Raw genomic sequence first — 25948 nt, 5'->3', positions numbered from 1 at the left:
ATGGATGTCAAAGCCATACGCGAGGAATTTCCTATTCTGCATCAGGAAGTCAACGGTCATCCGCTCGTGTATTTGGACTCTGCAGCAACCTCTCAGAAGCCACTTAAAGTGATCGAGAAGTTGAACGAATATTACAGAGGCTACAATTCCAATGTGCACCGGGGCGTTCATACCCTTGGCACAAAAGCGACGGATGAGTATGAAGGCGCAAGGGAAAAGGTCAGGCGCTTCATTAATGCTTCCAGTACGCAGGAAGTGATATTCACAAGAGGAACAACGACAGCCATTAATACAGTCGCCGCAAGTTACGGCAGGAGCAACCTTGGGGAAGGTGACGAAATCGTCATCACACCCATGGAGCACCACAGTAACATCATTCCTTGGCAGCAAATTGCTAAAGAAACTGGTGCGACCTTGAAATACATGCCGCTACAACCGGATGGCACCATTCGTTTGGAAGATGCGAAACAAACGATCACTTCCAATACGAAAATCGTTGCCATCGTACACGTTTCCAACGTGCTTGGTACCATCAATCCAGTGAAAGAGATCGCTCGTATGGCCCATGAGCAGGGAGCCGTCATCCTTATTGATGGTGCCCAAAGTGTGCCGCACATGCGTGTCGACGTTCAGGATCTGGATGCTGACTTCTATGCCTTTTCCGGTCATAAAATGGGAGGCCCTACAGGTATTGGTGTTCTCTACGGGAAGAAGGCGCTTCTTAACGCTATGGAGCCTGTGGAGTTCGGAGGCGAAATGATCGATTTCGTAAACTTGTACGACTCCACGTGGAAAGAGCTTCCGTGGAAGTTTGAAGGCGGAACGCCGATTATCGCAGGTGCTGTCGGACTGGGTGCTGCCATTGATTTTCTTACCGATATCGGCATGGATAACATTCTTGCACATGAGGAAAGGCTTGCTGCCTATGCTCAAGATCGCATGAAAACAGTGGACGGACTTACCATCTACGGTCCGGAACACCGCGCAGGTCTCGTTACGTTCAATTTAAGCGACGTACACCCTCATGACCTCGCAACGGTATTGGATGCAGAAGGAATCGCTGTACGAGCCGGTCACCATTGTGCCCAGCCTCTGATGAGGTGGCTCGATGTATCAGCGACGGCTCGTGCCAGCTTCTACCTGTATAATACCGAAGAAGAAATAGATCGACTCGTTGAAGGACTACAAACAACAAAGGAGTATTTTGGCGATGTCTTTTAATAACTTAGATACACTCTATCGCCAAGTGATCATGGACCATTACAAGAACCCTCGTAACCGCGGATCTATCGAAGGTAATCCGATGATTGTGGATATGAATAACCCGACATGCGGGGATCGTATCCAACTGCAGTTGTTGATCGATAACGGGCTTGTAAAGGATGCCAAGTTCGATGGAGAGGGTTGTTCCATCAGCCTCTCCTCTGCTTCCATGATGACCCAGGCGATCAAAGGAAAGTCCGTAGACGACGCATTGAAAATGTCTAAGCTGTTCTCAGAAATCATGCAGGGGAACGATATTGAGGAAGAAGATATCGACCTCGGTGATATCGAAGCACTCCAGGGAGTTTCCAAGTTTCCGGCTCGAATTAAATGTGCCACGTTAGCTTGGAAAGCCATGGAGAAAGGTGTCGATGAAGAGAAGCAGGACTAAGCGTCTGTTCATACCAAAAGGAGGTATATAATCATGGCTAAAAAAGCGCCAGAAGTAGGAGAGTACCAATACGGATTCCATGAAAAAGATGTGTCCATCTTCCGTACGCAAAAAGGTCTGACGAAAGAAGTCGTCAAACAGATCTCCGACTATAAACAAGAACCAGAATGGATGCTCGACTTCCGTCTTAAGTCCTTAGAGCAATTCTATAAAATGCCGATGCCGCAATGGGGCGGCGACCTATCCGAACTTGATTTTGATGAAATCACGTACTACGTTAAACCATCCGAACGCTCCGAGCGTTCATGGGACGAAGTACCGGAAGAAATCAAAAACACGTTCGACCGTCTGGGTATCCCGGAAGCGGAACAAAAATACCTGGCAGGTGTCTCTGCTCAGTATGAATCCGAAGTGGTATACCACAACATGGAGAAAGACTTGGAAGATCTCGGTGTTATCTTTAAGGATACCGATTCTGCTCTCAAAGAAAACGAAGATCTCTTCAAGGAGTATTTCGGTAAAGTCATTCCTCCGTCCGATAACAAGTTTGCAGCGCTGAACTCTGCTGTATGGTCGGGAGGTTCCTTCATTTATGTTCCTAAAGATACGAAGGTGGAGACGCCGCTTCAGGCATACTTCCGTATCAACTCAGAGAACATGGGTCAGTTCGAACGTACCTTGATCATTGCGGATGAAGGTTCTTCCGTACACTACGTCGAGGGATGTACAGCACCGACTTATTCATCCAGTTCTCTGCATAGTGCCGTAGTAGAAATTTTCGTCAAAGATAACGCCTACTGCCGCTACACAACGATTCAAAACTGGGCGAACAACGTGTACAACCTTGTAACGAAGCGTGCCGTTGCTGAATCCAATGCAACGATGGAGTGGGTCGACGGTAACCTCGGTTCCAAGTTGACAATGAAATATCCAGCCGTTCTTCTTAAAGGAGAAGGAGCCCGCGGTATGACACTTTCCATCGCGCTGGCAGGAAAAGGACAGCACCAGGATGCCGGTGCCAAGATGCACCACCTGGCACCGAATACGTCTTCAACGATCGTATCTAAATCCATCTCCAAGCATGGTGGTAAAGTAACGTATCGTGGTATCGTTCAATTCGGTCGTAAAGCAGAAGGGGCCCGTTCCAATGTCGAGTGTGATACACTCATCATGGATAACGAGTCCACTTCAGATACCATTCCTTACAACGAAATCATGAACGAGAACATCTCTCTTGAGCACGAAGCAAAAGTTTCGAAAGTGTCTGAAGAACAGTTGTTCTACTTGATGAGTCGTGGGATCTCAGAAGAAGAGGCGACAGAAATGATCGTCATGGGCTTCATCGAGCCATTCACGAAAGAACTGCCAATGGAATACGCCGTGGAAATGAACCGCCTGATCAAGTTCGAAATGGAAGGTTCCATCGGTTAAAGGTTTAGATTTAGTATAATAGCGGAGTCTCGTCTTATTTAGGCTGACTCCGCTATTTTTGTTGTTTAAATAATTTTCAACAGTTGGTAAAAAATGTAATTTGAAGATTTCGTTCATAGTAGTGTATTTGTAAAAATTGAAGAGGTGTAATATGAGTCTAAAAGAAAGTCAAACATATAAATCAGTTAGAATCTATCCTGAAGATTTTGAAATGGTCAGGCAACTAGCATTTTTCCAAAATAAAAAAAATATAGAAGTTATATCAGAAGCGATAACTTTATATAAGAATGAACATGATTTAAATCAAGAAATCGAAATTCAACTAAGTATAAAGCAATCTGAAGTTAAGAAATATATTGAGGATATTGATTTTCTATTAAGAAGTCAAGTTTTAAAGGAAGATGACAATGTAATAAATCTTGATAAAAATGAATTACATAATAAATTGAGAAGCATGGTGTAACAATAATATGAGTTAACCTAAATTATTGTGTGACCATTAATCATTAAAGTTATTTTATAACATCAAGGTAAACCCTCATAACGAATCAAGCAGGCGTCATGTTTTATGAATACAAAACGTGATACTATAATAGTATCTATCAAAGGTTAAGGAAGGTTACCATGTTTCTGATTATGTTCTTCATTGGTTTAGTGACAGCAATTATCGGGAGCGTCGCTGGACTTGGCGGCGGCGTCATTCTGGTGCCCGCGTTATTGTTCCTCGGCGATCACTATGCGTCTTTTGACTGGGTCACTCCGCAGTCGATCGTTGGTATATCGCTCGTCGTGATGATCTTTACCGGGATGGCATCCGCCATCTCCTATATTAAACACAAGCGCGTCGATAAGAAAATCGGCGTCATTTTCCTTTATGGAAGCATTCCCGGTGGTATAGTCGGATCGTGGCTGAATCAATTTTTTGAATCAGATGGATTCTCGCTGTTTTTCGGCGTGATTATGATTGCCGTTTCGCTTTTGTTCTTTATTCCAAGACGACGGCCTGATAATCCACTATTTACAACAGGTATTCAAAGAGAGAAAGTCGTGGATGGAGAAACCTATACGTATCAGATGCCCGTCATGTTTGGGCTGGTCTTATCGTTCGCCGTCGGACTATTGTCCGGACTGCTTGGTATCGGCGGGGGGTCGCTTATGGTACCTGCAATGATCCTGCTGCTCGGCTTGCCGGCACATATAGCCACGGCTACATCCATGTTCATGATCTTTTTTGCTAGTATATCCAGCTCTGCCACTCATATTGCTCTCGGGCATGTAGAGTGGGCTCATACGCTGTGGTTCATCCCTGGGGCATATATAGGTGGCACGCTCGGTGCTTGGATGAACCGTAAACTGCGTGGACAGGCGGTCGAATGGTTCTTGCGGATCCTTTTGATTTTGATCGGCATCCGCTTAATCTGGCAAGGAATAGGGTGAGGATACGATGAATAAAGAGAGATTGTATTTCTACTATACAAGCGATCTGCACAGCCATTTTGAAAATTGGCCGCAGATCGTCGGCTATTTTCAAGAAAAAAAAGAGAAGCATGACAGAAGGAAGGAAGATTACTGGTTGTTTGACAACGGGGATCACGTAGACCGTTTCCACCCGATTACGGAAGGGTTAATGGGGAAAGGGAACGTGGAGCTTATGAATCGCGCTGCATATGATGTCGCTACCTTGGGAAATAACGAAGGAATTACCTTGGCTAAGGAAGATCTTCATTCTTTGTATGACGAAGCAGACTTCGGTGTCGTGTGTGCCAACCTCGTTTGTCATCATCAAGAGGCTCCTACATGGCTCCAAAATTATAAAATTGAGACGTCTAAACAAGGGACGAAAATCGGTGTTATTGGACTGACTGCTCCTTTCCGTCCGTTTTATCAACAGTTAGGCTGGGATGTCGAATCTCCTTATGACATACTGGACAGCCTGCTTCCGGAAGTGGAGCGGGAAGCAGATATCATTGTATTGTTATCGCATCTCGGCATCCATGACGACGAAGAGATCGCCAGGCGCTATTCCTCCATCGATGTCATTATCGGCGGACATACCCATCACTTGTTCAAGACAGGCGAGATCGTGGACGGATCATTATTAACGGCCGTAGGAAAGCACGGAACGCATCTTGGTGAAGTGATGATTGAATGGGACAATGATACCCATACGCTTGTAAATAAAGAAGCCTATGCCGTTCCGACGGAGCATTTAGGCAAGGACAAACAGACAACGGATGATCTGCTTCGTATAAGAAAAGAAGCGTTGGATCACTTAAACACACCTGTTACAAGGTTGAGAGAGCCTCTTCACATCACATGGTTCAAGGATAATGAATTAATGACAAGTCTTACGGACCAATTAAGGGAGTGGACATCATCCGATATCGCGATGTTAAATGCGGGGGTCCTTCTTGATCATTTACCGGCGGGGGAAATCACGTACGAAGAGGTCCACCGCATCTGCCCACACCCGATGAATCCCTGCAGGGTCGAGCTTGAGGGCGATAAAATAATGGAAGTGATCCGGGCTGCCCATACGAAAGAATTGATGGAAACCAAATTGAAAGGTCTGGGCTTCCGTGGAGAGGTAATCGGGAAAATGGTCTTTTCCGGAGTGGACATTAATGTACGGAAGGCGTCCAACGGGGAGCTTCAGGTGACGGATGTTACTTTCGACGGCCGTCCGCTTGATCCTGATAAAGTCTATCGTTTCGCTACAGCGGATACGTTTACTTTCGGTCGATTCTTTCCTGAGATCGCCTATGCCTCAGAGAAAAAGTATTATATGCCGGAACTGCTGCGTGATCTGCTGTCTGAAGCGCTTCAGACATACGGGAGTCCGTGAGAATTATTCAAATAAAACCCTTCTCGCCTACATATAGATAGGTGAGGAGGGTTGTTTCATGTCTAAGAAAAGAGTGACGGGCGGGTCGTCGATCGGAAAACGGGTCGTCATCAGTCTACTGTTTTTCGCTGTATTCACAGCCCTAAGCCTATGGTTTATAAACAGGGGAGTCACGCCCGCACTTGTAGATATTGCTGAGACGAAGGCGCAGCAGCTGGCGAGGGATGCAATCAATGAGGCGGTCAGTAAACAAATAGCCGAAGACCTTCAGTTCAATGATCTTGTGAAAATGGAGCAGGATAACCAGGGAAACGTCGTTTATATGGGATGGAATTCCGTCATGGTAAACCGTGCTCTGCGTGACACCACGATTCGGGTGCAGAATTTCCTGAAGCGGATGGAGCTTGGAGAGTTACCGATGGAGGATACCTCACTCGAGCCGTCCATCGATCCGAATATGACGGCAGAGGAGTTAGGGGAGCAGCCGGCCACTTTGATTGAAGTGCCGGTAGGGCTTGCCACAGGAAACAGTCTGCTTGCAAACCTTGGCCCGAAAGTTCCCGTGCAACTCAGGGTGATCGGCGACGTTCAGTCTCAGGTGAAAAGTAAAATTACAGAATATGGTTTGAACGCCGCCTTGTTTGAGATTTCCATCCATTTTGAAGTAAGTCTCCGAATCGTTATCCCGTTCTCTACGGAGACAACGGTCGTAAAGAACGATATTCCGATAGATACGGCGACTATTTTAGGAAAGGTTCCCAATTTCTACAGCGGTGTAGACGGTCAGGACCCATCTTTTTCCTATCCAATGGATCCCTTGCAATAATGCATGTCTACTGGTAGAATGGCTAAGAACTGAATATGCGTGACCTTATCAGATCGGTGAGGTAGAGGCGCAGACATCATGAGTAGTCAATGGGAGTATGACAAGCGAGGATCATTGGTGAAGGGGGTGTCTGCCGAAGTGTAAGACAGCGAGTCGGGCTGTTTAACGCTGGTGTACATCTGAACAGGAGATACACTGTCATGCATGCTTTTTGGGTGCATGGAGCGCTACTGATCGAAATGGAGGATAATCCAATTGCCGCTGAGGCAGTGGTAGATTATTTTCTATCATTGTCTTTTTTTATTCCTCAATTTTAATCCACAGTAGCCTTCCAAATCCCGTTACACCATTAGATTAACGGAGGGGAACCACATGGAAGGAACGATCTATTCATTAATTCCAGCTATACTTATGCTTATCCTTGTCCTTGTTACAAGGAAAGTCATCCTATCCCTTGGTATAGGGATCATTGTCGGAGCATTCATGCTTACACAAATGGACATCGGAGCCGGTATCGGCTTGATTTGGTCCATCTTTTCCACTATTTTCTACAGTGAAGGTGCACTTAATTCAGGTAATATTTACCTGCTGTCTTTTTTACTTTTACTAGGAGTTACCACTGCATTTATGACAGCCTCCGGAGGCAGCAAGGCATTCGGAAAGTGGGCGGTGAAGCGGATCCGTACACGTCAGGGTGCTACACTCGTACCTGCTCTGCTCGGAATTGTTATTTTCATTGATGATTACTTCAATGCACTTGCTGTCGGGCAGGTGGCAAAACCGGTGACGGACAGGTACCGCGTCTCAAGAGCAAAACTGGCCTATTATATCGATTCGACTTCTGCACCAATCACGGTTATTTCTCCCATATCCAGCTGGGGAGCATATATCATCGGTACCATCGGTAGTATCCTTGCGGCAAATGAAATTACCGAATATGGTGCTTTTGAAGCGTTTGTTTTGATGATACCAGCGAACTTATACGTTTTCGCAGCTTTACTTCTCGTATTCCTGACAATTTATATGCGCCTTGATTTCGGGCCGATGCGCAGTCACGAAATCCGTGCGCAGAAGACAGGAGAGCTCACGAATCCGGAAAAGGGTGACATTCCAGGAGACCTGAATGACGAATTCGAAGAGCACAATAATGGGAAGATTTCGCACTTGATTCTGCCGATTGTTGCGCTTGTCGTCGGTACGGTAGCCATGATGTTCTACACAGGTATTCAGGCAACAGAGGGAAGCGCCACACTGCTTGATGCTTTTGCTAATACGAATGTAAACATTTCCCTGTTCACCGGAGGTCTGGTCTCTGTATTGGTTGCAGGCGGTCTTTACATCAGCCAGCCTAAACCGAAATCAGGGCTTGGCCACGTATTTACAGAAGGACTCAAAGCTATGCTTCCGGCTATCTATATCCTGGTCTTCGCCTGGATGATCGGGGATGTCATCAGCCAGCTTCAAACAGGAGAGTTTTTGGCAAATCAATTTACAGAGGCAAGCATTGATATTGCTTACCTGCCTTTAATCATCTTCTTATTGTCCGGCTTTATGGCGCTGTCTACCGGTACATCTTGGGGAACGTTCGGTATCATGCTACCGATCGCAGGAGAAATAGCAGCTGTTACCGATCCGTCCATGATTCTACCGGCCTTGTCCGCGGTTCTTGCCGGCTCCGTTTTCGGTGACCACTGTTCACCGATCTCAGATACGACCATTCTTTCTTCTACCGGGGCAGGTTCCAATCATATCGATCACGTCATGACCCAGCTTCCATATGCGCTGCTCGCAGCCTTAGGGGCGACAGTCGGGTATCTTGTCCTTGGGTTTACCGGACAGGTTTGGATTCCGCTGCTACTCGCTATGGCTATAGTAGCTGTCATTGCCATGATCATTCATAAAGTAAATCCGAAAATTGAACCAGAGTAAGTTGTATAAGAGGAACAGGGATGACGCCATCCCTGTTCTTTTTTTAAGCCTTTGGTGTGATGGATGAATAGGGCCGATAGACATAAGAGGATGACTGGATATTATTAAAAATGTAAATCCCTCCATATAAAGGTAGGAAGATTAACCTATGGAACATCCTCCTGAGACTACCTCCTCTGTTATTATCTGAAAATTATAAAATTATTTTGACAAGCCGTAGCGCGGTGGTTATAATTTAAACAGAAATAATCAGAAAAAAATAAAAATTTTGAACACTATTCTTTCATAAAATTTATAAACGTGTTCAAAACAGGGAGGTCTTTCACATGGAGAATCGTGCACAATGGGGTACGAGGGCTGGGTTCATTCTGGCTGCTGTCGGTTCGGCTATTGGTCTTGGGAACATATGGAGGTTTCCATCTGTAGCTTATGAGAATGGAGGAGGAGCATTTTTCATTCCTTATCTATTCGCTCTTTTGACAGCAGGGATACCGTTGCTGATCATGGAGTTTACCATCGGTCACAAGTACCGTGGATCTGCTCCACTATCCTTCTTCAAAATGAGCCGCAAAACAGAATGGCTCGGCTGGTGGGCTGTATTGGTGGCATTCGTCATTTCTACTTATTACTCTGTCATCATTGCGTGGGCAATGTCCTACAGTGTCTTTTCCTTAAATCTTTCTTGGGGATCCGATACAGAAACGTTCTTATTTAGTGATTACCTGCAATTATCATCCATTACTCCAGGGCAGACAGGCAGCCTTGTCCCGGGCGTTTTAATTCCGCTCGTACTTGTATGGATCATTACCCTTGGTGTACTGTTCGCAGGTGTCAAAAAAGGAATCGAAACAGCGAACAAGATTTTCATTCCAACGCTTGTTATTCTTTTCCTGATCATTGTCATCCGCGCGGTCACACTTCCAGGAGCCGCGGAAGGTCTACAGACATTCTTTGCTCCGAATTTTGAAACAATCATGAACGGTTCGGTTTGGGTAGCTGCTTACGGTCAGATCTTCTTCAGTCTTTCCATTGCATTTGCCATTATGATTACTTATTCCAGCTATCTTCCGAAGAAATCGGATATTACGAACAACGCATTTATTACAGGATTCAGTAACTCGAGCTTTGAGTTGTTAGCCGGTATCGGGGTTTTCGGAGCTTTAGGATTCATGGCTTCACAAAGTAATGTCCCGGTGGAAGAGGTTGTGAGCGGCGGGGTTGGTCTTGCATTCGTCGTATTCCCGCAGATCATCAATGAGTTTCCCGCTTTGAATGGACTTTTTGGAGTCCTGTTCTTCCTGTCCTTAGTTCTTGCCGGGTTGTCTTCTCTAATCTCCATTTCCGAAACATACGTAGCGGGTATTCAGGAGAAGTTTGGTATATCAAGAAAAGCTGCTGTTGGAATCGGTGGCGGGATCTCTGCCATCATATCGCTGCTCTTTGCTACCCAAGGAGGACTATTCTTCCTGGACGCAGCAGATTACTTCATCAACCAGTTTGGGGTCGCCTTCGTCGGTCTTGTCGAAGTCGTTGTGATCGCCTGGTTCCTTCGTAAGTTGAACGACTTCCAAAACCATGCCAATGCCATTTCTGATATCCGTCTTGGCGGCTGGTGGAAAGTCTGTTTAGGACTGGTCACACCTGTTGTCCTTGGTTACATGATGTTCGATCTTTTCAGAACCAATCTGGAGCGTGCATTCGATACGCCGACAGGGAACTATGAAGGATATACGGATACCTTCATTTTATACGGCGGCTGGTTCGTCGCGGCGTTTGCTTTAGTCGCAGGTTTCCTTATGACATTCAAACGCTGGCATACGAACTCATTGGAAGAAGTAAAAAAGGAGGTAAGCTGATATGACAGGTAGTGCAATAGCTATGATGATTATCGGCATCGTTGTCATATGGGGTGGACTTGCAGCGAGCATAACGAATGCAGTTCGCAAATCCAAACAACAATAAAAAGCAGAAAAACCGCCGCACAATCATGTGCGGCGGTTTTTTAATCGACCATCTGTTCCCATCGTTTTAAATAAGGAGTTGGGTCGAAGGACCATTCATTTTTCCCATTATCCTGATACATGCCATAATGGAGATGCGGTGGAAATTTTCCGGAAGTACCGGGCGGTCCATAGCCGGAAGCACCCACGGCACCAATAACGTCACCAGGTTTTACGACGTCTCCCACTTTTATATCCTCTGCAAAATTTTGAAGATGTGCGTAATAGTGGTAAATATTGTAAATGTCCCTGATGCCGATTCTCCAACCGCCGAACTTGTTCCAGCCTTTCATTTCAACCACACCATAGGTGGTCGATTTCACAGGCACTCCGTAATTGGCAAAGATATCGGTACCTTCATGAACTCTGCGGCCACCAAAGCCGCGTGCGTCCCCCCAAGTACTGCGATAGCTGAAGTTTGCCTCCAACGGAAGTGGAAAATCCCTGTTCTTTAAATGAACGGTTCCGAAGTTTCGGAAAACTTGGGCGGTGTTCATAATCGTTTGCACAGTCAGGTCACGCTGGTAGTAATCCCATAGGGCAATTTTTATATCTTCTTCTGTTGTTCCATATGATTTGACGTAATCGGCAATGGACCATAGCAGATCATCATCCTGATCTATTTCCACTTTACCGTCTCCATTTCCGTCAGAGCCCCAGCCTTCGGGAAACAAGTCGGCAGGCATCTCTCCATTGGTCCCTGTCCAGAACATTGGATCCGGTTTTATAGCGGTAACCCTGTCTTTCTCGGGGTCCCCGTTGACCTGTCTTTCGTATTGATCGATAGCTGCTAAATATTCCCAAGGAATGTCAGTAAGGGCAGCTGTCTTCTTATACAAGGCCATCCGGTCATCACTTTCTTTATCGGCGTATGTCGGTGACGGAAAAAGTAAGGCGCCAGCCACAACGACGCTTAATAAGAGCCTGAAGTATATCATATACTCACCTACAACTTTTTAATACCTTTAGCATGAGGCAGTCAGGAGAATGTTATGTTTGGAAATATCAGTTCTCCATGCCTGTTTCTTCTTTTGTGTTCATGTTCGGACCTACATCCGGTTGTCTCGGGTCATCCTGCTTCACTTTACCTTGGGGTGCTTTTTTCATTTTTTTAATGATACTGTCGATATTCTCATTATAGTTTTCGTCGTATACGGTCGATGTGCTCAAACTTTGAATGTCTCCAAAAGAAGCTGGATTGTCGGACACATAGACGTGGTAGAAGCTCGGCACAAGCGAATAGGCGGTCTTTTGAACCATATCTGCTGCCGTCTCTCGATCCGTATCGTCTGCTTTACTGTAAGCGACAAGCACCTCATTATCGGTTACGACAGTCGCTACATCGTCAAAATTGTCATATCGTAAAATCATGCGGGAAATCATGTCTGCCATTTCTTCGCGGTTCACTTTGATTTCATGGTGTTCTTCGTCATCCCGTTCCATCTGCGTCTGATTGAAGCGGACATAACCTACCTGCCCGTCCGATCCATCTTCATTGTAGCCGTCCATAGCATTTCCGTTTAGGGGATCATCGGCTCGTTTATTTTGTTTAGCTGATTCATCTGTTTCCTGGCACCCTGCCATTGTCAGTGCAAGGAGGCCGGTCAAACATACAGTACTCCATCGCTTATTCAAAGTATTTCCTCCTTATTCGTTAGTCGGTGACGGTATGGTTAGGTTGGACTTTTATTAGAAGAATCATACGGTTTTTGAAAAGCGGCAATTCCGTCCATATACGGAAGTGTGGTACACTTATAGAAGATAGAGGTGATGATATGGTTGAATTAAACGGGAAGACGTACGACCTGCTTGAAGACCATCAGGAAGGGTTTCAGCAGGAAGAAGTGGAAAGCCGCTACAGTGATATTCTTAATAAGTATGACTTTATCGTAGGGGACTGGGGTTACGGACAGCTTCGCCTTAAAGGCTTTTATGATGACCAGAATTCAAAGGCCAGCTTTGATACCAAAATTAGTACGTTAGAGGATTATCTATATGAATACTGTAATTTCGGCTGTTCCTATTTTGTTCTAAAGCGGATACGACAATAACCGACGTGCTGAAGAAAAGCACGCCGGTTTTTTATTACCTGGGCAATATTTTATTGTTCCTCTGACGGCTTTACATCCTGGTCCTTTTCGTCATGAGTAGGGTGGGCGCCGGCTTCCTGGCGCGGCAGATCCTGGTGTAAAGCCTTAAATTCATAATTGAACGCACTATAGTACCTTTGCTTATCTGTCCAAGGGGAGCTTTTTTCGTTGGAAACGGGCTCATATTTGTTTCTTGGAGCACCATAGGGTCCTTCCGGCAGCTGTTCTGGAACAAGGTAGTTCCGTTGTGCTTCCACATTAGCGAAGTCGGAATATTTATCTTCGGGCATTTAAAAAACCTCCTTCAGGAATAGTTTCGCCCGTTGGAGGTTTCTTATTCTTTCATAGTAAGTCGGGGAGATAGGTTCGAAGCTCTTCTGCTTCCATCGTACTCAGCTGAAACATATGCTCTAAGTGTCCGGCCCTGTTTATATTTTCTAAATCGAGCAGAGCCTGACGGTTTTTGGGCAGGTTGATGACCATAGTCTGGTTATCGAAGCAGTCTGCTTTCATTAAGGCAAGCTCAAAACGATGGCTGCCTGCGGTGAAGGAGACAAACCGGGTGCTGGTGTCTTGTGTGAAATCCTCTAAAAGTGGCCGTTCCGCCATGAATGATCACCTCCTGTCCTATGTCGGCGGCTGGTATATTCGTCCACATAAGTATGCCCGGGATGTCGGAAAATATGCGCGGTTTCCATGGCTGGGAGAGGGATCGGATAGCAATTTATGTTATTCTTAACAAAGAAAAATACACGGGAGGTAGGAACATGTATTTCGTCGACAGAAAAAAATTAGAAGAAATTTTAAATTATATGAATACGGTGCTGCAAGAGGTGACGGAGAACCGCTATGAAACGTTCTCAGACCGTCTATTATTGGAGAGAACCACTCATGTAACTATTGAAGCTATTCTGGATGTGGGAAATATGATGATCGACGGCTTTATCATGCGGGATCCGGGCAGTTACGAAGATATCATTGACATACTGACCGATGAACAAGTGCTTCCAAAGGGGGAAGAGGAAGCCTATAAGGCGTTCATCGGTTTGAGGAAAATGATTGTTCAGGAATACACAGCTGTTGATCATCAAGAAATCAGCGGAATATGGAATCAGTATAAAGCAGTCATTCTTTCTTTTCCTGAAAAGGTCAGGAGCTATCTAGATACAGAGCTTGGCCCTGTATCCACATTTACGAATAACGATTGATTCAGGGATGAGGTGTTATCAACATGTACAGGGATTATAAAGCGTATTTAATTGATTTGGATGGGACGATGTACAAAGGAACGGACAAAATAGACGGCGCCGGGGAATTTGTTCAAGCGTTGGTTGACAAGGAACGCCCCTTCCTCTTTCTGACCAACAATTCTTCTAAAAGGGTGGAACAGGTCGCCGCTAAATTGACGGATTTAGGAATACCGGCAAACCCTGATCAAGTGTACACGAGCAGTATTGCCACAGCGGAATACATCAAAAGCGAGAATCACCAAGCCCGTGTTTTTGTGATCGGAGAAGACGGGCTGCTGGATGCCCTTGATCGGGAAGGATTGACCAGAGTGGAAAGCCGCTCGGATTATGTAGTTATCGGCATTGACCGGGAGATTACATATGAAAAGCTGGCAAGGGCATGCTTGGAAGTTCGAAATGGAGCGAAATTGATCAGTACCAACGGAGATATCGCTATTCCGACCGAACGAGGGATGCTTCCGGGAAACGGCGCACTTACATCTGTTGTCGCGGTTAGTACAGGGGTGGACCCGGTATTTGTAGGAAAACCGGAATCATTGATCATGGATCGGGCTCTAAAGCGGATTGGATTTGGGAAAGACGAAGTCCTCATGGTGGGGGATAATTATAACACCGATATTCTTGCAGGTATTCGTGCAGGGATCGACACATTGATGGTGGAGACAGGAGTCAGTTCTTTTGATGAGTTGAAACAAACGGATCCTGCACCGACCTATAAGTGCCGGGACTTGTATGAATGGATGAAAGGTTGAATGGACAGGAAAGAGCGCCTGGATTAACTAATCCAAGCGCTCTTTCTTTATAGGAGGTAGGGGCCAAAGAATACGGTTATAAAAGCAACATGCACACCGATGAAATAAGAGAGTTGTATAAATGGGGACCAGTCTTTGACACGGTGGAATGCACGGACCAACACATAAGCGATTAAGGCGAATGCCAAAAGGTATATAAAAGTACTTCCGGAGAAATTCAAATAATCCGGGGTGCGCGCCAACAATTGTTCCGAAAAGACGGGGCCCTTGAATAAGAAGACGGCGGCGAGGTAGATGACAGCGCCTGTATAAAACACCCATGCTCTGTCTTCATCCATGGCTTTCGTTTTCGTAAACATTAAAATGGTCAGAAAGACTAAAGGCCAGATGATCCAAACTAAAGAAATAGGAACAATAAGCATTCCAAATGAAAGCATGCCGGCGGTTTTCCCTCCTGCCTGAAGCAAATTCCCGCTGGAAATTCCATCGGTTTTACTTATAACTGCTTTCTCGTCGGAAGCAAGAAGGACCTCATAATGATCTCCCTTTTTATCCAACCAGATGATGGAATGAGAATCGATCCATTGAGGAGTGAGAGAAGGGCTGGGAGTATTACTGATACGCGTTACTCTGTTCACACCCTTTTCTTTCACCTGCGCCTGATAAATATTAAATTGGGTCTCCTTGTTAAACATCGTGTCAGTTTTGCCGAGAGCTTTGAATAAAAGAAGAGATTTGTCTCCGCGTACCGTAAGTTCTATATCTGATAATTCCTCTAATGATTTTCCTGTTACGGGATCTGAAAAAGTAACACGGCTCATTTTCGGTGCCGACGCCTCTTCTTCTGCCGGGAAGGCAGCATAATAATGCAGCTGCTTCTTCTTACCCGTCATCGACTGTTTCTGTAATGTAGACTGAATCAGTCGTATGTCGTTCTCCGCAGCTGCAAAATGCATCTCTTTCAATTCTTCCCCGCTCTGCAAGGGAATGTCCGCTTCCCGCACTTTTTCCAGTGTACCATCCTTCAGGTGGTAGAATGTCAGGTGATTTCCTGACGATTCCGTTATTCGGGTGGCCAGGTAAGTGCCATCGTGGTTCTCATATGTAAGTACTTCCGCTTTCTCATCAGGCAGTGTCAATATAGAAGTAAGGCTGCCATCCTCTTCATACACATACACATCTGTCCCTTTTGTAAATATAACTTCGTTCTGTAAAGGGAGAAAGGTATCCAGGTCGGATATCTTTTCCTTTTTTTCGGTAAATAACTGATGATAGTCGGAATAAACGAGTTGATTTCCTGGTGTAGCAATGGAAGTGAACTTATCAACAGGAATATCAATGTTTGTTTCCTCTGTGCTGGAGTACTCTTGGTCATAACCTGTTTGTTTCACGCCTTCTTCCGTCAAGTATGCGATCTTCGCACCATTCGTCGCCGACGACACAGCCGGAGAGTCGGAAGTCACCGTTTCCCCTAATTCCAGTGGTCGGCTCCAATCCGAGTCCGGTGGTTCGGTCACATCCTCAAAATTACGGACAAAGAGCAAAACGATTCCTAACAGCACAAGAAGGGCCGGCACAATCCATACTATTTTCTGTTTCATCTGGTCCTTTCTCCTTTCTTTATTTTCCATAATACGGAATTCACTATAACATATGTACGGATATAATAGTTAATAAGTTTCAGAATAATAAAAAAACTGTGCGCTCGGCACAGTTTTTAAGAAAATTAGTTAGTCTTCTGGATCGCCTGCGATGCTGTGAGCGAGCCTGCTTGAAGCAGCGGCTGCTATAGCCCCGACAATATCGTCTAAGAAAGTATGGCACTCACCAGTCGATTTATCATTTAACTTCTGAAGAATACCAGGCTTTTGTTTATCGATATACCCGTAGTTCGTAAAACCTATGGAACCGTATACGTTTACAATGGAGAAAGCGATGATTTCATCAATGCCGTACAGGCTCTCATCCACTTCAATAGTAGATTGCAGCGGTTCTTCCAGCATTTTCTTTTCTGCTAACATATCCAATTGTATCCCGGTAATAATCGCGTTTTGAACCTCGCGCTTCGTCAACACTTTGTTAACGTTGTATCGGCATTCATCCATCGTCAGTTTTTCGTGATATTTCGACTGAAGGTAGTGGACGAGCTCAGCGATATCATCAATGGATACTCCGCGATCGTTGAGCCATTCCCGTGCTGTTTTCTCGAGATTGGATATTTTCTTGTTATTTGTCATAAAGAAACCCTCCTACTCCTCATATCATTGCCTGTTTCGATACCCGTCATGAATATGGCACAAACGGATGGTTATATCCTTATTATATCAGAGAATTCAGTCAGAGATGCAGAGTCCTTCCAATCCTTTGTGATACACTGATAATTAACAGGGAAGGAGTGGGACTAATGGGGAAACCAAAAGTTTATATTACAAGGGCTTTACCGGAAGAAGTTGTGGAGCCGTATCGAAATGAACTGGATATCGAGATGTGGCCGGAAGCGGAGGAAGCGGTGGACAGGGAGCTTTTAATAGAAAAGGTCCGTCAATCGGACGGTCTTGTGACGATGTTGTCGGAGTCCATTGATGAAGCACTTTTGAAGGAGGCGGAGAGTCTCAAGATTGTCGCTAACTTGGCCGTCGGTTATGATAACATCGACTTGAAAAGTACACAGGAGCACGGCGTAGCGGTAACGAATACTCCGGATGTCCTGTCTGATACGACCGCAGATTTGACATTCTCCCTGCTGACAGCTACGGCACGGAGGATCGTCGAAGCAGATACGTACATAAAAGAAGGGAAGTGGCAGCACTGGTCCCCATTGCTGCTGGCAGGCCACGATATTCACCATAAGACAATAGGAATTGTCGGGATGGGGAGAATCGGTGAAACGGTAGCGAAGCGTGCCACTGGTTTTGAGATGGATATTTTGTACCACAATCGTTCGAGAAACAGGAAAGCGGAAGAAGAACTCGGTGCAGTTTATGTGGATTTTGATGACCTTCTGCGTCGTTCCGACTTCGTTGTTTGTCTGACCCCTTTGACAGAAGAAACCCATCGATTATTTGATAAACAAGCTTTTGCCATGATGAAGGATGATGCGATTTTCATTAATGCTTCACGTGGAGCAGTCGTTGATGAAAAAGCACTGGAACATGCAATTAAAGAAGGAGAAATTGCGGCTGCAGGACTGGATGTGTTTGAAAACGAGCCGATTTCAAAAGATCACCCCCTCCTTCAGCTGCCGCAGGTTGTCTGCCTTCCACACATCGGCTCAGCGTCTAAAGAAACGCGCTATGCAATGATGAGGCTGTGTTTAGACAATATCTGCCGCCATTTCCGGGGAGAAACACTGATCAGCCCTGTCCAATAAAAAAACCGCACACCCTCATAAAGGTGTGCGGTTTTCTAATGGTTTGATCAGAAAACTTGTTCTACTTCGTAAATGCCAGGGATTTCTTGTGCAAGCGCACGCTCGATACCAGCTTTCAACGTGATGGTTGAGCTCGGGCAGTTCCCGCAGGCGCCCATCAGGCGAAGGCGTACGATGCCGTCTTCCACATCTACAAGCTCTACGTCCCCACCGTCACGAAGTAAAAATGGGCGAAGTTTATTGAGTACTTCCTGTACTTGTTCATGCATCTTCATCTTCCCCTTTCTAAGTAATAGTATAAAACGAAAGCAGCAAAAAATCTATGGTTGCGTCGTTAAGTCCATTTTTATAATGAGAACTATTATCATTTTATCTTTTTTCAATTCTTTTGTAAAATAAAATAAAAGTATCAATTTCAAGGGGTGGGATACAATGGGGGTAAAAGTAACAGTGTACGGATCGGATGTCAGATGTGCGAGTTGTGTGAATGCACCCGGTTCTAAGGAAACGTATGAGTGGATCCAGGCAGCGATTGCACGGAAGTATGGAGAGAAAGCAGCAATCAGCTATTCTTATTTCGATATCAACAGGGATGACCAGCCGGATGCGGATGACACACTGCTGGAACAGCTGCAGTCGGATGAACTTTTTTATCCGCTCGTCCTCGTGGAAGAAGAAATCGTTGGAGAGGGAAGTCCCCGGTTGAAGCCGATTTATAAGGCCCTGGAAAGTCATGGGATTGCAGAGCCTTCCTCTACCTGACACGAAATCCCTGTTTTATGGTAAACTAAAGCACATATAGGGTTTCATCCATATAAAGAGGTGATGCGGATGAATCCGACTGTAGAGTTTTGTATCAATAATTTAGCTAATGGTTCCCAGCAGGCGATGGCTGAGCTTGAGAAAGATCCAGATCTGGATGTTCTTGAATATGGTTGTTTAAGAAATTGCGGCTTATGTTCTCAAACCTTGTATGCACTGGTGGAGGGGGAACGGGTAATCGCAGATACGCCGGAAGAACTCGTGGATAAAGTGTATGAACAATTGGACGAAATCCTATAGAGCAGATTAAGGGAAGGTGTCCAAATTCAAGGGATGCCTTTTCTTATGGCGAGCGGGTCGCGCCATTTGATAAAGCGATCGGCAGTTTAGTATACTGACTGTAAGAAGAGAAAGGAGAGGCTTGGGATGATTCTGAACATTACGGAAGCCGCTGGTCACCAGATCAAGGAGATGATGAAGGAAGAAGAAGGAGATGTCCGTCTTCGCTTCGGAGTAAAGGGTGGAGGCTGTAGTGGATTGTCTTATGCCATGGGGTTTGAAGATGACATCAATGAAGAACTTGATGTGATCGATGAATCGGCAGGGATTCCTGTCGTCATCAACCGCCAGGATGTACCGATCATTGAAGGTACGACGATTGACTTCAAACAGAACATGATGGGTGGAGGATTCACGATCGACAATCCGAACGCGATTGTTTCGTGCGGGTGTGGATCTTCTTTCAAAACGGCGACAAATGCAGGTGTGCCGGATCCCAGCTGTTAAATAGACGACAAACCTCCCCTTGTGGGGAGGTTTTTTTACATTGGAAAAAAGACGCCCGATTATCGGGCGTCTTTTTGTTTATCCGAACATGCTTGTGGAGTGCTTCGGCTGCACGCGTGCATCTGGATCTATATATGCTTTTGCATTGTTAACCGCCGTTGGTCCTTCGCCGAATCCGGAGGCAATCAATTTAACTTTGCCGGGATAGGTGCAGATATCTCCAGCAGCATAGATGCCTTCGATGTTCGTTTCCATTTTGGAATTGACGACAATGCTGTTTTTTTCTATTTCCAGTTCCCAGTCCTTAATAGGCCCGAGAGAAGAGATGAAGCCGTAGTTGACGATGACGTCATCCACGTCGATCGTTTCTACACGGTCTCCCTTAACTTCATGAAGTTCCACTTGTTCAATCCGATCAGAACCGATCAGTTTCTCCGGGTTGTAAGGTGTCAAAACTCTTACATTGGATTCATGCAGCTGTGCCACGCTGTGTTCGTGTGCCCGGAACTTATCACGGCGGTGAACTAGCGTAACCTGCTTGGCGATCGGCTCCAGCATAAGTGACCAGTCGACAGCAGAGTCGCCGCCGCCGGCAATCATAACATTCTTATCCCGGAACCGGTCCATGTTACTTACGTGGTAATGAAGGTTTGTTCCTTCGAATTTATCTGTATCGTCAATCTTCAACTTCCTTGGCTGGAAAGCGCCGTTTCCGGCTGTGACAATGATTGTCTTCGTATAATGGACTTCTTTATCGGTGGTAAGCTTGATCGAACCATCTTCCATGCGTTCCACGGAAAGAACTTCCTGGCTGAGCGCAATCGTAGGGTCAAAAGCCATCGCCTGCTCTTCCAAGTTGTCCACGAGTTCCTGTGCCCGAACTTTAGGGAATCCTGCAACATCGTAAATGTACTTTTCCGGATACAGTGCAGTCAGCTGTCCGCCCAGATGGGGAAGGCTTTCAATTATCTTTACACTTGCATCGCGCATACCGCCGTAAAAAGCGGTAAACAACCCGACCGGGCCGCCGCCGATGACGGTTATATCGTATATCTTATCACTCATAATTACCCTCCTGTTCAAAATTACACTAATACATATTCTATCATAAAAAAATTTCAAGTGGGAATACTGAAGGCATGTAAGCCGTTCCAATTGAAGTTACTCCTATGTTCTCTAATGTGCTTCCTTTTGTTGAAAGCAGTTATAATCAGTTTTATCATAAATGAGAAGAAGGAATAATGACAAAAATGTGACGATTTATCCAGAATATGAATGGAATGGAGTGATGAAAGATGAAAAAACCGAATATCGTTATTCTGGGTGCCGGCTATGGCGGCATGATGACGGCCGTCAAGCTGCAGAAGAACATAGGAGTCAATGATGCGAACGTAACGTTGGTTAATAAGCACAGCTATCACTACCAGACCACCTGGCTTCACGAAAATGCTGCAGGTACGCTGCATCATGATCGGACTCGTATCCCTATCAAAGACGTCATCGATACAAGCAAAATTAAGTTGATTCAAGACACAGTCCTCGAAATCAAACCATCTGAAAAGCGTGTACTTCTGGAGGATGGGGAAGTAACATACGACTACCTCGTCATTTCGCTCGGTTTTGAAGCAGCTACTTTTGGAATTCAAGGATTGAAAGAGCATGCCTTCACTATCGGTAGTATAAATAGTGCCCGTCTCATCCGTCAGCATATCGAATATAATTTTGCCAAATATAATACAGAGCCGGATAAAAAGCCGGAGCGTTTAAATATCGTCGTCGGCGGTGCCGGGTTTACAGGGATCGAGTTTGTCGGAGAGTTGGCAAACCGTGTTCCCGACCTGTGCAGGGAATATGATATTCCTCGCGATCAAGTTCGGATCATCTGTGTGGAAGCTGCACCTACTGCACTCCCGGGATTTGATCCCCAGCTCGTAGAGTACGCCATGAATTCACTGGAAGCACGTGGAGTAGAATTCAAACTGAGTGCTATGATCAAAGAAGTGACAGAGAACAAGCTGGTATTTGAGAAGGATGACCAGCGTGAAGAGATTGGGACGAATACAGTTGTATGGGCAGCAGGTGTCCGCGGGAATTCAATCGTCGAAGAGTCTGGTTTTGAAGCCAATCGAGGGCGGATTCCTGTGCGTGAGGATCTTCGGCCGGAAGGATATGATGATGTCTTCATTGTAGGGGACTGTGCTTTGGTCATGAACGAAGAAGCAGAGCGTCCCTATCCTCCAACAGCTCAAATTGCTATTCAGGAAGCGGAGCACACGGCTGGTAATTTGGAACGTCTTATCAAGGGGGAGCGGCACCTGGAGCCTTTCGTCCCGGATCTGAAAGGAACGGTTGCTTCGCTCGGCGATTCAGATGCCATTGGAGTTGTTTTCGACGACAAGAAGCTGTACGGTTGGTCGGCAACGGCGATGAAGAAGGTCATTGATAACCGCTACCTCTTAAAGCTTGGCGGCATCGGGCTCGTCTTAAAGAAAGGGAAATTAAACTTTTTCCATTTTTAAGAAGAAAGCCTTGGCCGGGTTCAATTTATAGTTAGGTATAAAAAAGTGGAGAACAATTCTCCGCTTTTTTATATGCTTCGACTGGTGAGCTTGCGGATTTGATGTAAGCGTTATAAAATGGTACATACTGATCGGCTTGTAAGATTTAGGGGGAAGAAGCGGTGAATATAGTTCAGTTTGTCGTATCCATTCTGTTATTTTTCGTATTGTTTTTCGGTATTTCCTTTCTACTCAACATGATCCTGCGTTCATCCTGGCTCATGGCAGTCGTGTATCCGGCTATTGTCCTGTTAATTGTGGATGATCATCCGTGGACGCAGTATTTCACAGATGCCGGTACGGCATTTCCTGCGGTATGGGAGCACTTGATGAACCTTAAGGTTGTCGATATTGTTATTCTTACCAGCGGCTTTGCAGGTACCATCCTTGCCGGAGTCGTCATTCGTCTTCTGCGACGAAGCGGATATCAGATGTTTTGAACGGACAGCTGCCCCCATTGGAGGCAGCTGTTTTTTGTATAATTATTACCAGCTTGGACATGATGACACCTAGAGGTGATTTCATGAAAAAGTGGACGACCTATATATTTTTTTCCGTTTTGTTTCTATTTGCATGGTACAGTACGGTCACAAATATAACGAATCTATCGATCAAAGATGTGGATGATTGGCTGAAAATAAAAATGGACGGGGAAGAGCAGGCAGAAGAAGTGTCCGGTTCCATGCAGCGCCCGAAACACGTAGCGAGCGCTGCCAATGTGGAGGCACTCGAGAAATTGGAAGCTTCTCTGGATCTTGCTCAGTACGACCGATATGAGGTGACGGCTACGGGTTATACGGCAGGAGTAGAGTCGACGGGAAAGGACGAAAGTCATCCGGCCTACGGAATTACGTATTCAGGAGTGACGGTGAAGAGGGACTTGTATTCCACCATCGCAGCAGACCTTGAGCTGTTTCCGCTTGGTACGATTCTCTTCATTCCGGGCTATGGCTATGGAGTGGTCGCAGATACAGGCGGTGCCATTAAAGGGGACCGACTGGATCTTTATTATCCCTCGGTTGAGGACGTGTACAAACAGTGGGGGAAACAAACACTTCACGTCTATGTCATTAAAGAAGGTAATGGAGAATTGTCAGAAGAAGACTTGAACAAGATGAATGAACAGGAGTCCATGCAGGTATTCCGTTCCCAAATGATACGATGAAAAAGAACCCTTGCTCCACACGTTGGAGAAGGGTTCTTTTTAGTTTTTCTATCTTTACAGTCATTAATAAAGGAGTGTGTGGAACAAAAAGGTGAGCAGCACGCCGGTCAAACCGCCAAAGAATACTTCGATCGGCTGATGACCCAGCAGTTCCTTCAATTCTTCTTTTTTCTGGTATTCTTCCTTCGCCTGCCAGCTCTTCGCTTCACTTACGAAACGATTAAAGTCTTTTAAGAGGATGTTTAACATAATCGCCTGTTCACCGGTCTGGCGTCTTACACCAGTGCTGTCAAACATAACGATGATGGCAAAAACGCAGGCGACCGCAAAAATCGAGGAGCCGAATCCCTGTTCGATTCCGACACCGGTCGCAAGTGCGGTAACAGCAGCTGAGTGGCTCGAGGGCATACCGCCGGTGCTGAAAGCAAGGCTTGCGTTCAGCTTTCTGGATGCGATGAATTGGATGGGTATTTTGACGATTTGTGCGAATACGATGGAGGCGATGGCCGCCCATAAGGGGAAGTTATGCAATAGATCTAACAGCATGGTGACATCCTTTCTTCCTGCGGTATGTGATGGGAATGTGTACCAATGAATTATTAAGCATTATACCATAGGAGCACGGTCTCCGTCCTACATGCCGTGTTCTGTATTTTAAAGATGGATATCTGGGCATCAGCCCTGCCCGATGCTCTTCCAGGAAGATAAGATAAAAGATAACAGTCGACAGGAGGCAGGCTGATGAAGGAGAAATCCAATAATCTTACTTCCTTTTTATTCGGGGTCCCCACGCATCAAAAAGTAGGTACCATATGCAGTATTGTTACTATTACAGAATGGTACACAGGAAAATTGGAGGCAGTGACGGGTAGTTTGCTGTTTATTCGAACAGGAGAGGATCTCCATGAAATACGACGAAATGATGTCCGGTCCGTTCTATAAAAAACGCACCCGGAACGGGTGCGTTTGCATTTATTCTTTAATAGCAGCTTCCAATGCTACTTCAATCATTTCGTTGAACGTTGTCTGGCGCTCTTCAGCAGTTGTTTCTTCTCCTGTCAGAATATGATCGCTGACTGTAAGAACCGACAGGGCCTGACGGTCATATTTGGCTGCCAGTGTATATAACGCGGTTGTTTCCATCTCGACGGCAAGTACATTGTACTTAGCGAGCAGCTCGAACGTTTCCATTGCGTTTTCCCTATAGAAGCTGTCACTTGTGAAGACGTTCCCTACACGAAGTTTCAGACCTTTTTCCGTCCCGGCATCATAGGCGTTTTTCAAAAGTTCGAAGTCAGCAGTCGGCGCATAATCGATGCCGCCGAATACCATCCGGTTCATTTGGGAATCGGTCGTTGATGTTGAAGCAAGGATGACATCTCTTACCTTTACGTGGCTTTGCAGTGCGCCGCAGGAACCTACTCGAATCAACTTCTGTACGCCGTAGCTTTCCATCAGCTCATTGACATAGATGGATATAGAAGGGACACCCATGCCTGTACCTTGTACAGAAATGCGTTCGCCTTTGTATGTACCAGTGTATCCGTACATCCCGCGAACTTCATTGTAGCACGTTGCATCTTCCAGGAAATTTTCTGCAATATATTTAGCTCGCAGTGGATCCCCGGGCAGCAGGATCTTTTCAGCGATATCGCCAGGATTGGCTCCGATGTGTGTTGTCATAGGTATGACCTCCTCATAAATTAAGACTACTTTAAATTACCACACCGCATAAGAGAAAACAAATGCGCTTTCATTGGCTTTGAAGGGTGGTTTTCCCTCATTCGAAATACTGGCGCTCAAGATCTTCGAGTCTATCTTTTGCGCTTTGGTTAAACGTCGTTTCCCTGCGCATTAACTTTTCCTTTAATGCTTCAACGGAGTCTTTTAATGACTGCTTGTACTCCGGGATATCCCCTTCGTACAGATGGACGGCTTCTTTCTGAACGTTTGCTTTTTCCGTATAGCTCAAGGCCTTCCTTTGGTGAAAGAAGACGTCCTCGGTCTTCCCTGGATTGTGCAGGTCTCCCTGCATGGGGTGCTTTGCCACGGCCAACACTTTCACCAGGAAAAATCGATTTCGGTCCTCTACGACTTCGCCTATGTAGATTCCTGACTTATAATGGGCTTTAACGGTGCTTCCCTGTTTTATCTCCGTCATTATTAGACCTCCATATATCTTTTACACCATTATAGCAAAGGTCCTATTCGTTGGAAAAAATGACGGGCAGGTAAGAACAGAGCTTGTGTCTTTGTTATAATGAAATGGAAGGAAGTGGTTTTGGTATGATGGAATTTTTGTACTTTCCAGAGGACAAGTCGGAATACATCCCGGCGGTATTCATGCTGTTGCTTTTCATCGTGTTGGCATCGCTCGCTATGATTTGGATTATCAGGGCCTCTCAGAAAGAAGAGAAGAAGTGGGACAAGCTAGAACAAACATCCGATACCATGAATCGTGAAGATCAAAAGCCGCGGGAAGGGAAATCCTGAGCGGCTTTTTTTTATGATCCCGTTCCTTCCTCATATT

Annotated in this window: 33 protein-coding genes and 1 riboswitch; of the genes, 22 read left to right on the top strand and 11 right to left on the bottom strand. The window is 45.6% G+C overall.

What is annotated here, in order from left to right; genetic code table 11:
• The 10 genes from AXG56_RS09325 (at window position 1) to AXG56_RS19145 (ending at window position 10647) form a co-directional block, all read left to right on the top strand.
• Window positions 1-1221, top strand: a complete 1221-nt coding sequence (locus AXG56_RS09325) for a cysteine desulfurase (protein ID WP_008635738.1) — start codon at window positions 1-3, stop codon at window positions 1219-1221.
• Window positions 1211-1654, top strand: a complete 444-nt coding sequence (gene sufU / locus AXG56_RS09320; RefSeq protein ID WP_008635737.1) for a Fe-S cluster assembly sulfur transfer protein SufU — start codon at window positions 1211-1213, stop codon at window positions 1652-1654. Before AXG56_RS09325 ends, sufU begins: the two co-directional genes overlap by 11 nt.
• A gap of 33 nt (window positions 1655-1687) precedes the next feature.
• Window positions 1688-3085 carry a Fe-S cluster assembly protein SufB gene (sufB, locus tag AXG56_RS09315; protein ID WP_008635736.1) on the top strand — a complete coding sequence of 466 codons (1398 nt, stop codon included), beginning with the start codon at window positions 1688-1690 and terminating at the stop codon, window positions 3083-3085.
• A gap of 151 nt (window positions 3086-3236) precedes the next feature.
• A complete protein-coding gene (locus AXG56_RS09310; protein ID WP_062514186.1) occupies window positions 3237-3548 on the top strand; it encodes a hypothetical protein in 312 nt (103 codons plus the stop codon).
• Window positions 3549-3709: 161 nt separating this feature from the next.
• Window positions 3710-4522, top strand: coding sequence for a sulfite exporter TauE/SafE family protein (locus AXG56_RS09305; protein WP_008635734.1), 813 nt, complete (start codon window positions 3710-3712; stop codon window positions 4520-4522).
• 7 nt (window positions 4523-4529) lie between these two features.
• Window positions 4530-5930, top strand: a complete 1401-nt coding sequence (locus AXG56_RS09300; RefSeq protein ID WP_062514184.1) for a bifunctional UDP-sugar hydrolase/5'-nucleotidase — start codon at window positions 4530-4532, stop codon at window positions 5928-5930.
• Window positions 5931-5988: 58 nt separating this feature from the next.
• Window positions 5989-6756, top strand: a complete 768-nt coding sequence (gene yunB, locus AXG56_RS09295) for a sporulation protein YunB (RefSeq protein WP_008635733.1) — start codon at window positions 5989-5991, stop codon at window positions 6754-6756.
• A gap of 54 nt (window positions 6757-6810) precedes the next feature.
• Window positions 6811-6994, top strand: a riboswitch (Lysine riboswitch).
• Window positions 6995-7128: 134 nt separating this feature from the next.
• A complete protein-coding gene (locus AXG56_RS09290; RefSeq protein WP_062514182.1) occupies window positions 7129-8685 on the top strand; it encodes a Na+/H+ antiporter NhaC family protein in 1557 nt (518 codons plus the stop codon).
• A gap of 326 nt (window positions 8686-9011) precedes the next feature.
• Window positions 9012-10541 (top strand): sodium-dependent transporter, encoded by a 1530-nt coding sequence (locus AXG56_RS09285; RefSeq protein WP_008635731.1) that lies wholly within the window; start codon window positions 9012-9014, stop codon window positions 10539-10541.
• Window position 10542: 1 nt separating this feature from the next.
• A complete protein-coding gene (locus AXG56_RS19145) occupies window positions 10543-10647 on the top strand; it encodes a methionine/alanine import family NSS transporter small subunit (protein ID WP_008635730.1) in 105 nt (34 codons plus the stop codon).
• A 40-nt stretch (window positions 10648-10687) separates the two neighbouring features.
• Here AXG56_RS19145 and AXG56_RS09280 read toward each other — a convergent pair whose 3' ends face one another.
• Together AXG56_RS09280 and AXG56_RS09275 are read right to left on the bottom strand one after the other, a co-directional pair.
• On the bottom strand, window positions 10688-11623 hold the full coding sequence (locus AXG56_RS09280) for a M23 family metallopeptidase (RefSeq protein WP_008635729.1): 936 nt from the start codon (window positions 11621-11623) through the stop codon (window positions 10688-10690).
• Window positions 11624-11690: 67 nt separating this feature from the next.
• Complete coding sequence (locus AXG56_RS09275; protein ID WP_008635728.1) at window positions 11691-12320, bottom strand: YhcN/YlaJ family sporulation lipoprotein; 630 nt, start codon at window positions 12318-12320, stop codon at window positions 11691-11693.
• 140 nt (window positions 12321-12460) lie between these two features.
• On the opposite strand from AXG56_RS09275, the gene AXG56_RS09270 reads away from it, so the two are divergent.
• Window positions 12461-12736, top strand: a complete 276-nt coding sequence (locus AXG56_RS09270) for a YutD family protein (RefSeq protein WP_008635726.1) — start codon at window positions 12461-12463, stop codon at window positions 12734-12736.
• Window positions 12737-12786: 50 nt separating this feature from the next.
• Here the strand turns inward: AXG56_RS09270 and AXG56_RS09265 are convergent, their stop codons facing one another.
• Both AXG56_RS09265 and AXG56_RS09260 read right to left on the bottom strand, forming a co-directional pair.
• Window positions 12787-13065, bottom strand: coding sequence for a hypothetical protein (locus AXG56_RS09265; RefSeq protein ID WP_008635722.1), 279 nt, complete (start codon window positions 13063-13065; stop codon window positions 12787-12789).
• A 52-nt stretch (window positions 13066-13117) separates the two neighbouring features.
• Window positions 13118-13384, bottom strand: coding sequence for a DUF3055 domain-containing protein (locus tag AXG56_RS09260; RefSeq protein WP_026578267.1), 267 nt, complete (start codon window positions 13382-13384; stop codon window positions 13118-13120).
• 158 nt (window positions 13385-13542) lie between these two features.
• On the opposite strand from AXG56_RS09260, the gene AXG56_RS09255 reads away from it, so the two are divergent.
• Window positions 13543-13983, top strand: a complete 441-nt coding sequence (locus AXG56_RS09255) for a DUF86 domain-containing protein (protein ID WP_026578268.1) — start codon at window positions 13543-13545, stop codon at window positions 13981-13983.
• Window positions 13984-14006: 23 nt separating this feature from the next.
• On the top strand, window positions 14007-14777 hold the full coding sequence (locus tag AXG56_RS09250) for a TIGR01457 family HAD-type hydrolase (protein WP_062514180.1): 771 nt from the start codon (window positions 14007-14009) through the stop codon (window positions 14775-14777).
• Between the two features lie 47 nt (window positions 14778-14824).
• Here AXG56_RS09250 and AXG56_RS09245 read toward each other — a convergent pair whose 3' ends face one another.
• Window positions 14825-16378, bottom strand: coding sequence for a hypothetical protein (locus tag AXG56_RS09245; RefSeq protein WP_062514178.1), 1554 nt, complete (start codon window positions 16376-16378; stop codon window positions 14825-14827).
• Between the two features lie 129 nt (window positions 16379-16507).
• Window positions 16508-17014: a phosphatidylglycerophosphatase A gene (locus tag AXG56_RS09240; RefSeq protein ID WP_008635712.1), complete on the bottom strand. Its 507-nt coding sequence runs from the start codon at window positions 17012-17014 to the stop codon at window positions 16508-16510.
• A gap of 167 nt (window positions 17015-17181) precedes the next feature.
• On the opposite strand from AXG56_RS09240, the gene AXG56_RS09235 reads away from it, so the two are divergent.
• On the top strand, window positions 17182-18147 hold the full coding sequence (locus AXG56_RS09235; protein WP_062514177.1) for a D-glycerate dehydrogenase: 966 nt from the start codon (window positions 17182-17184) through the stop codon (window positions 18145-18147).
• A 47-nt stretch (window positions 18148-18194) separates the two neighbouring features.
• Here the strand turns inward: AXG56_RS09235 and AXG56_RS09230 are convergent, their stop codons facing one another.
• Entirely contained in the window at window positions 18195-18416 is a 222-nt protein-coding gene (locus AXG56_RS09230; RefSeq protein WP_008635710.1) for a NifU family protein, read from the bottom strand.
• A 163-nt stretch (window positions 18417-18579) separates the two neighbouring features.
• Here AXG56_RS09230 and AXG56_RS09225 point away from each other — a divergent pair, with 163 nt between their 5' ends.
• The 3 genes from AXG56_RS09225 (at window position 18580) to AXG56_RS09215 (ending at window position 19695) form a co-directional block, all read left to right on the top strand.
• The gene (locus AXG56_RS09225) at window positions 18580-18909 is read left to right on the top strand and encodes a YuzD family protein (RefSeq protein ID WP_008635709.1); all 330 of its coding nucleotides are present in this window, start codon (window positions 18580-18582) and stop codon (window positions 18907-18909) included.
• A gap of 69 nt (window positions 18910-18978) precedes the next feature.
• Window positions 18979-19209 carry a YuzB family protein gene (locus tag AXG56_RS09220; protein ID WP_008635708.1) on the top strand — a complete coding sequence of 77 codons (231 nt, stop codon included), beginning with the start codon at window positions 18979-18981 and terminating at the stop codon, window positions 19207-19209.
• 126 nt (window positions 19210-19335) lie between these two features.
• Entirely contained in the window at window positions 19336-19695 is a 360-nt protein-coding gene (locus AXG56_RS09215) for an iron-sulfur cluster assembly accessory protein (RefSeq protein WP_008635707.1), read from the top strand.
• Window positions 19696-19773: 78 nt separating this feature from the next.
• Here AXG56_RS09215 and AXG56_RS09210 read toward each other — a convergent pair whose 3' ends face one another.
• Window positions 19774-20760, bottom strand: coding sequence for an NAD(P)/FAD-dependent oxidoreductase (locus AXG56_RS09210; protein ID WP_008635706.1), 987 nt, complete (start codon window positions 20758-20760; stop codon window positions 19774-19776).
• A 230-nt stretch (window positions 20761-20990) separates the two neighbouring features.
• Between AXG56_RS09210 and AXG56_RS09205 the strand changes: the two genes are divergently transcribed.
• The 3 genes from AXG56_RS09205 to AXG56_RS09195 all read left to right on the top strand — a co-directional run bounded on the left by AXG56_RS09205 (window position 20991) and on the right by AXG56_RS09195 (window position 23418).
• Window positions 20991-22214, top strand: coding sequence for an NAD(P)/FAD-dependent oxidoreductase (locus tag AXG56_RS09205; RefSeq protein ID WP_008635704.1), 1224 nt, complete (start codon window positions 20991-20993; stop codon window positions 22212-22214).
• A 161-nt stretch (window positions 22215-22375) separates the two neighbouring features.
• Entirely contained in the window at window positions 22376-22693 is a 318-nt protein-coding gene (locus AXG56_RS09200) for a YuiB family protein (RefSeq protein ID WP_008635702.1), read from the top strand.
• An 83-nt stretch (window positions 22694-22776) separates the two neighbouring features.
• The gene (locus AXG56_RS09195) at window positions 22777-23418 is read left to right on the top strand and encodes a 3D domain-containing protein (protein WP_062514175.1); all 642 of its coding nucleotides are present in this window, start codon (window positions 22777-22779) and stop codon (window positions 23416-23418) included.
• 63 nt (window positions 23419-23481) lie between these two features.
• Here AXG56_RS09195 and AXG56_RS09190 read toward each other — a convergent pair whose 3' ends face one another.
• Window positions 23482-23964 (bottom strand): divergent PAP2 family protein, encoded by a 483-nt coding sequence (locus tag AXG56_RS09190; RefSeq protein ID WP_008635699.1) that lies wholly within the window; start codon window positions 23962-23964, stop codon window positions 23482-23484.
• 195 nt (window positions 23965-24159) lie between these two features.
• Here AXG56_RS09190 and AXG56_RS09185 point away from each other — a divergent pair, with 195 nt between their 5' ends.
• Window positions 24160-24360, top strand: coding sequence for a hypothetical protein (locus tag AXG56_RS09185; RefSeq protein ID WP_062514173.1), 201 nt, complete (start codon window positions 24160-24162; stop codon window positions 24358-24360).
• 30 nt (window positions 24361-24390) lie between these two features.
• Here the strand turns inward: AXG56_RS09185 and deoD are convergent, their stop codons facing one another.
• Both deoD and AXG56_RS09175 read right to left on the bottom strand, forming a co-directional pair.
• The gene (gene deoD / locus AXG56_RS09180; RefSeq protein ID WP_062514171.1) at window positions 24391-25101 is read right to left on the bottom strand and encodes a purine-nucleoside phosphorylase; all 711 of its coding nucleotides are present in this window, start codon (window positions 25099-25101) and stop codon (window positions 24391-24393) included.
• A gap of 97 nt (window positions 25102-25198) precedes the next feature.
• A complete protein-coding gene (locus AXG56_RS09175) occupies window positions 25199-25579 on the bottom strand; it encodes a kinase-associated lipoprotein B (protein ID WP_008635689.1) in 381 nt (126 codons plus the stop codon).
• A gap of 125 nt (window positions 25580-25704) precedes the next feature.
• Here AXG56_RS09175 and AXG56_RS09170 point away from each other — a divergent pair, with 125 nt between their 5' ends.
• Window positions 25705-25911 (top strand): hypothetical protein, encoded by a 207-nt coding sequence (locus AXG56_RS09170; RefSeq protein WP_062514168.1) that lies wholly within the window; start codon window positions 25705-25707, stop codon window positions 25909-25911.
• Window positions 25912-25948 lie beyond the last annotated feature (37 nt).

Origin of the sequence: Halobacillus sp. KGW1, from assembly GCF_001592845.1 — a bacterium.
GTDB lineage: Bacteria > Bacillota > Bacilli > Bacillales > Halobacillaceae > Halobacillus.
The sequence above is the reverse complement of the archived record's forward strand: the minus strand, read 5'-3'. Positions and strand labels throughout refer to the sequence as shown.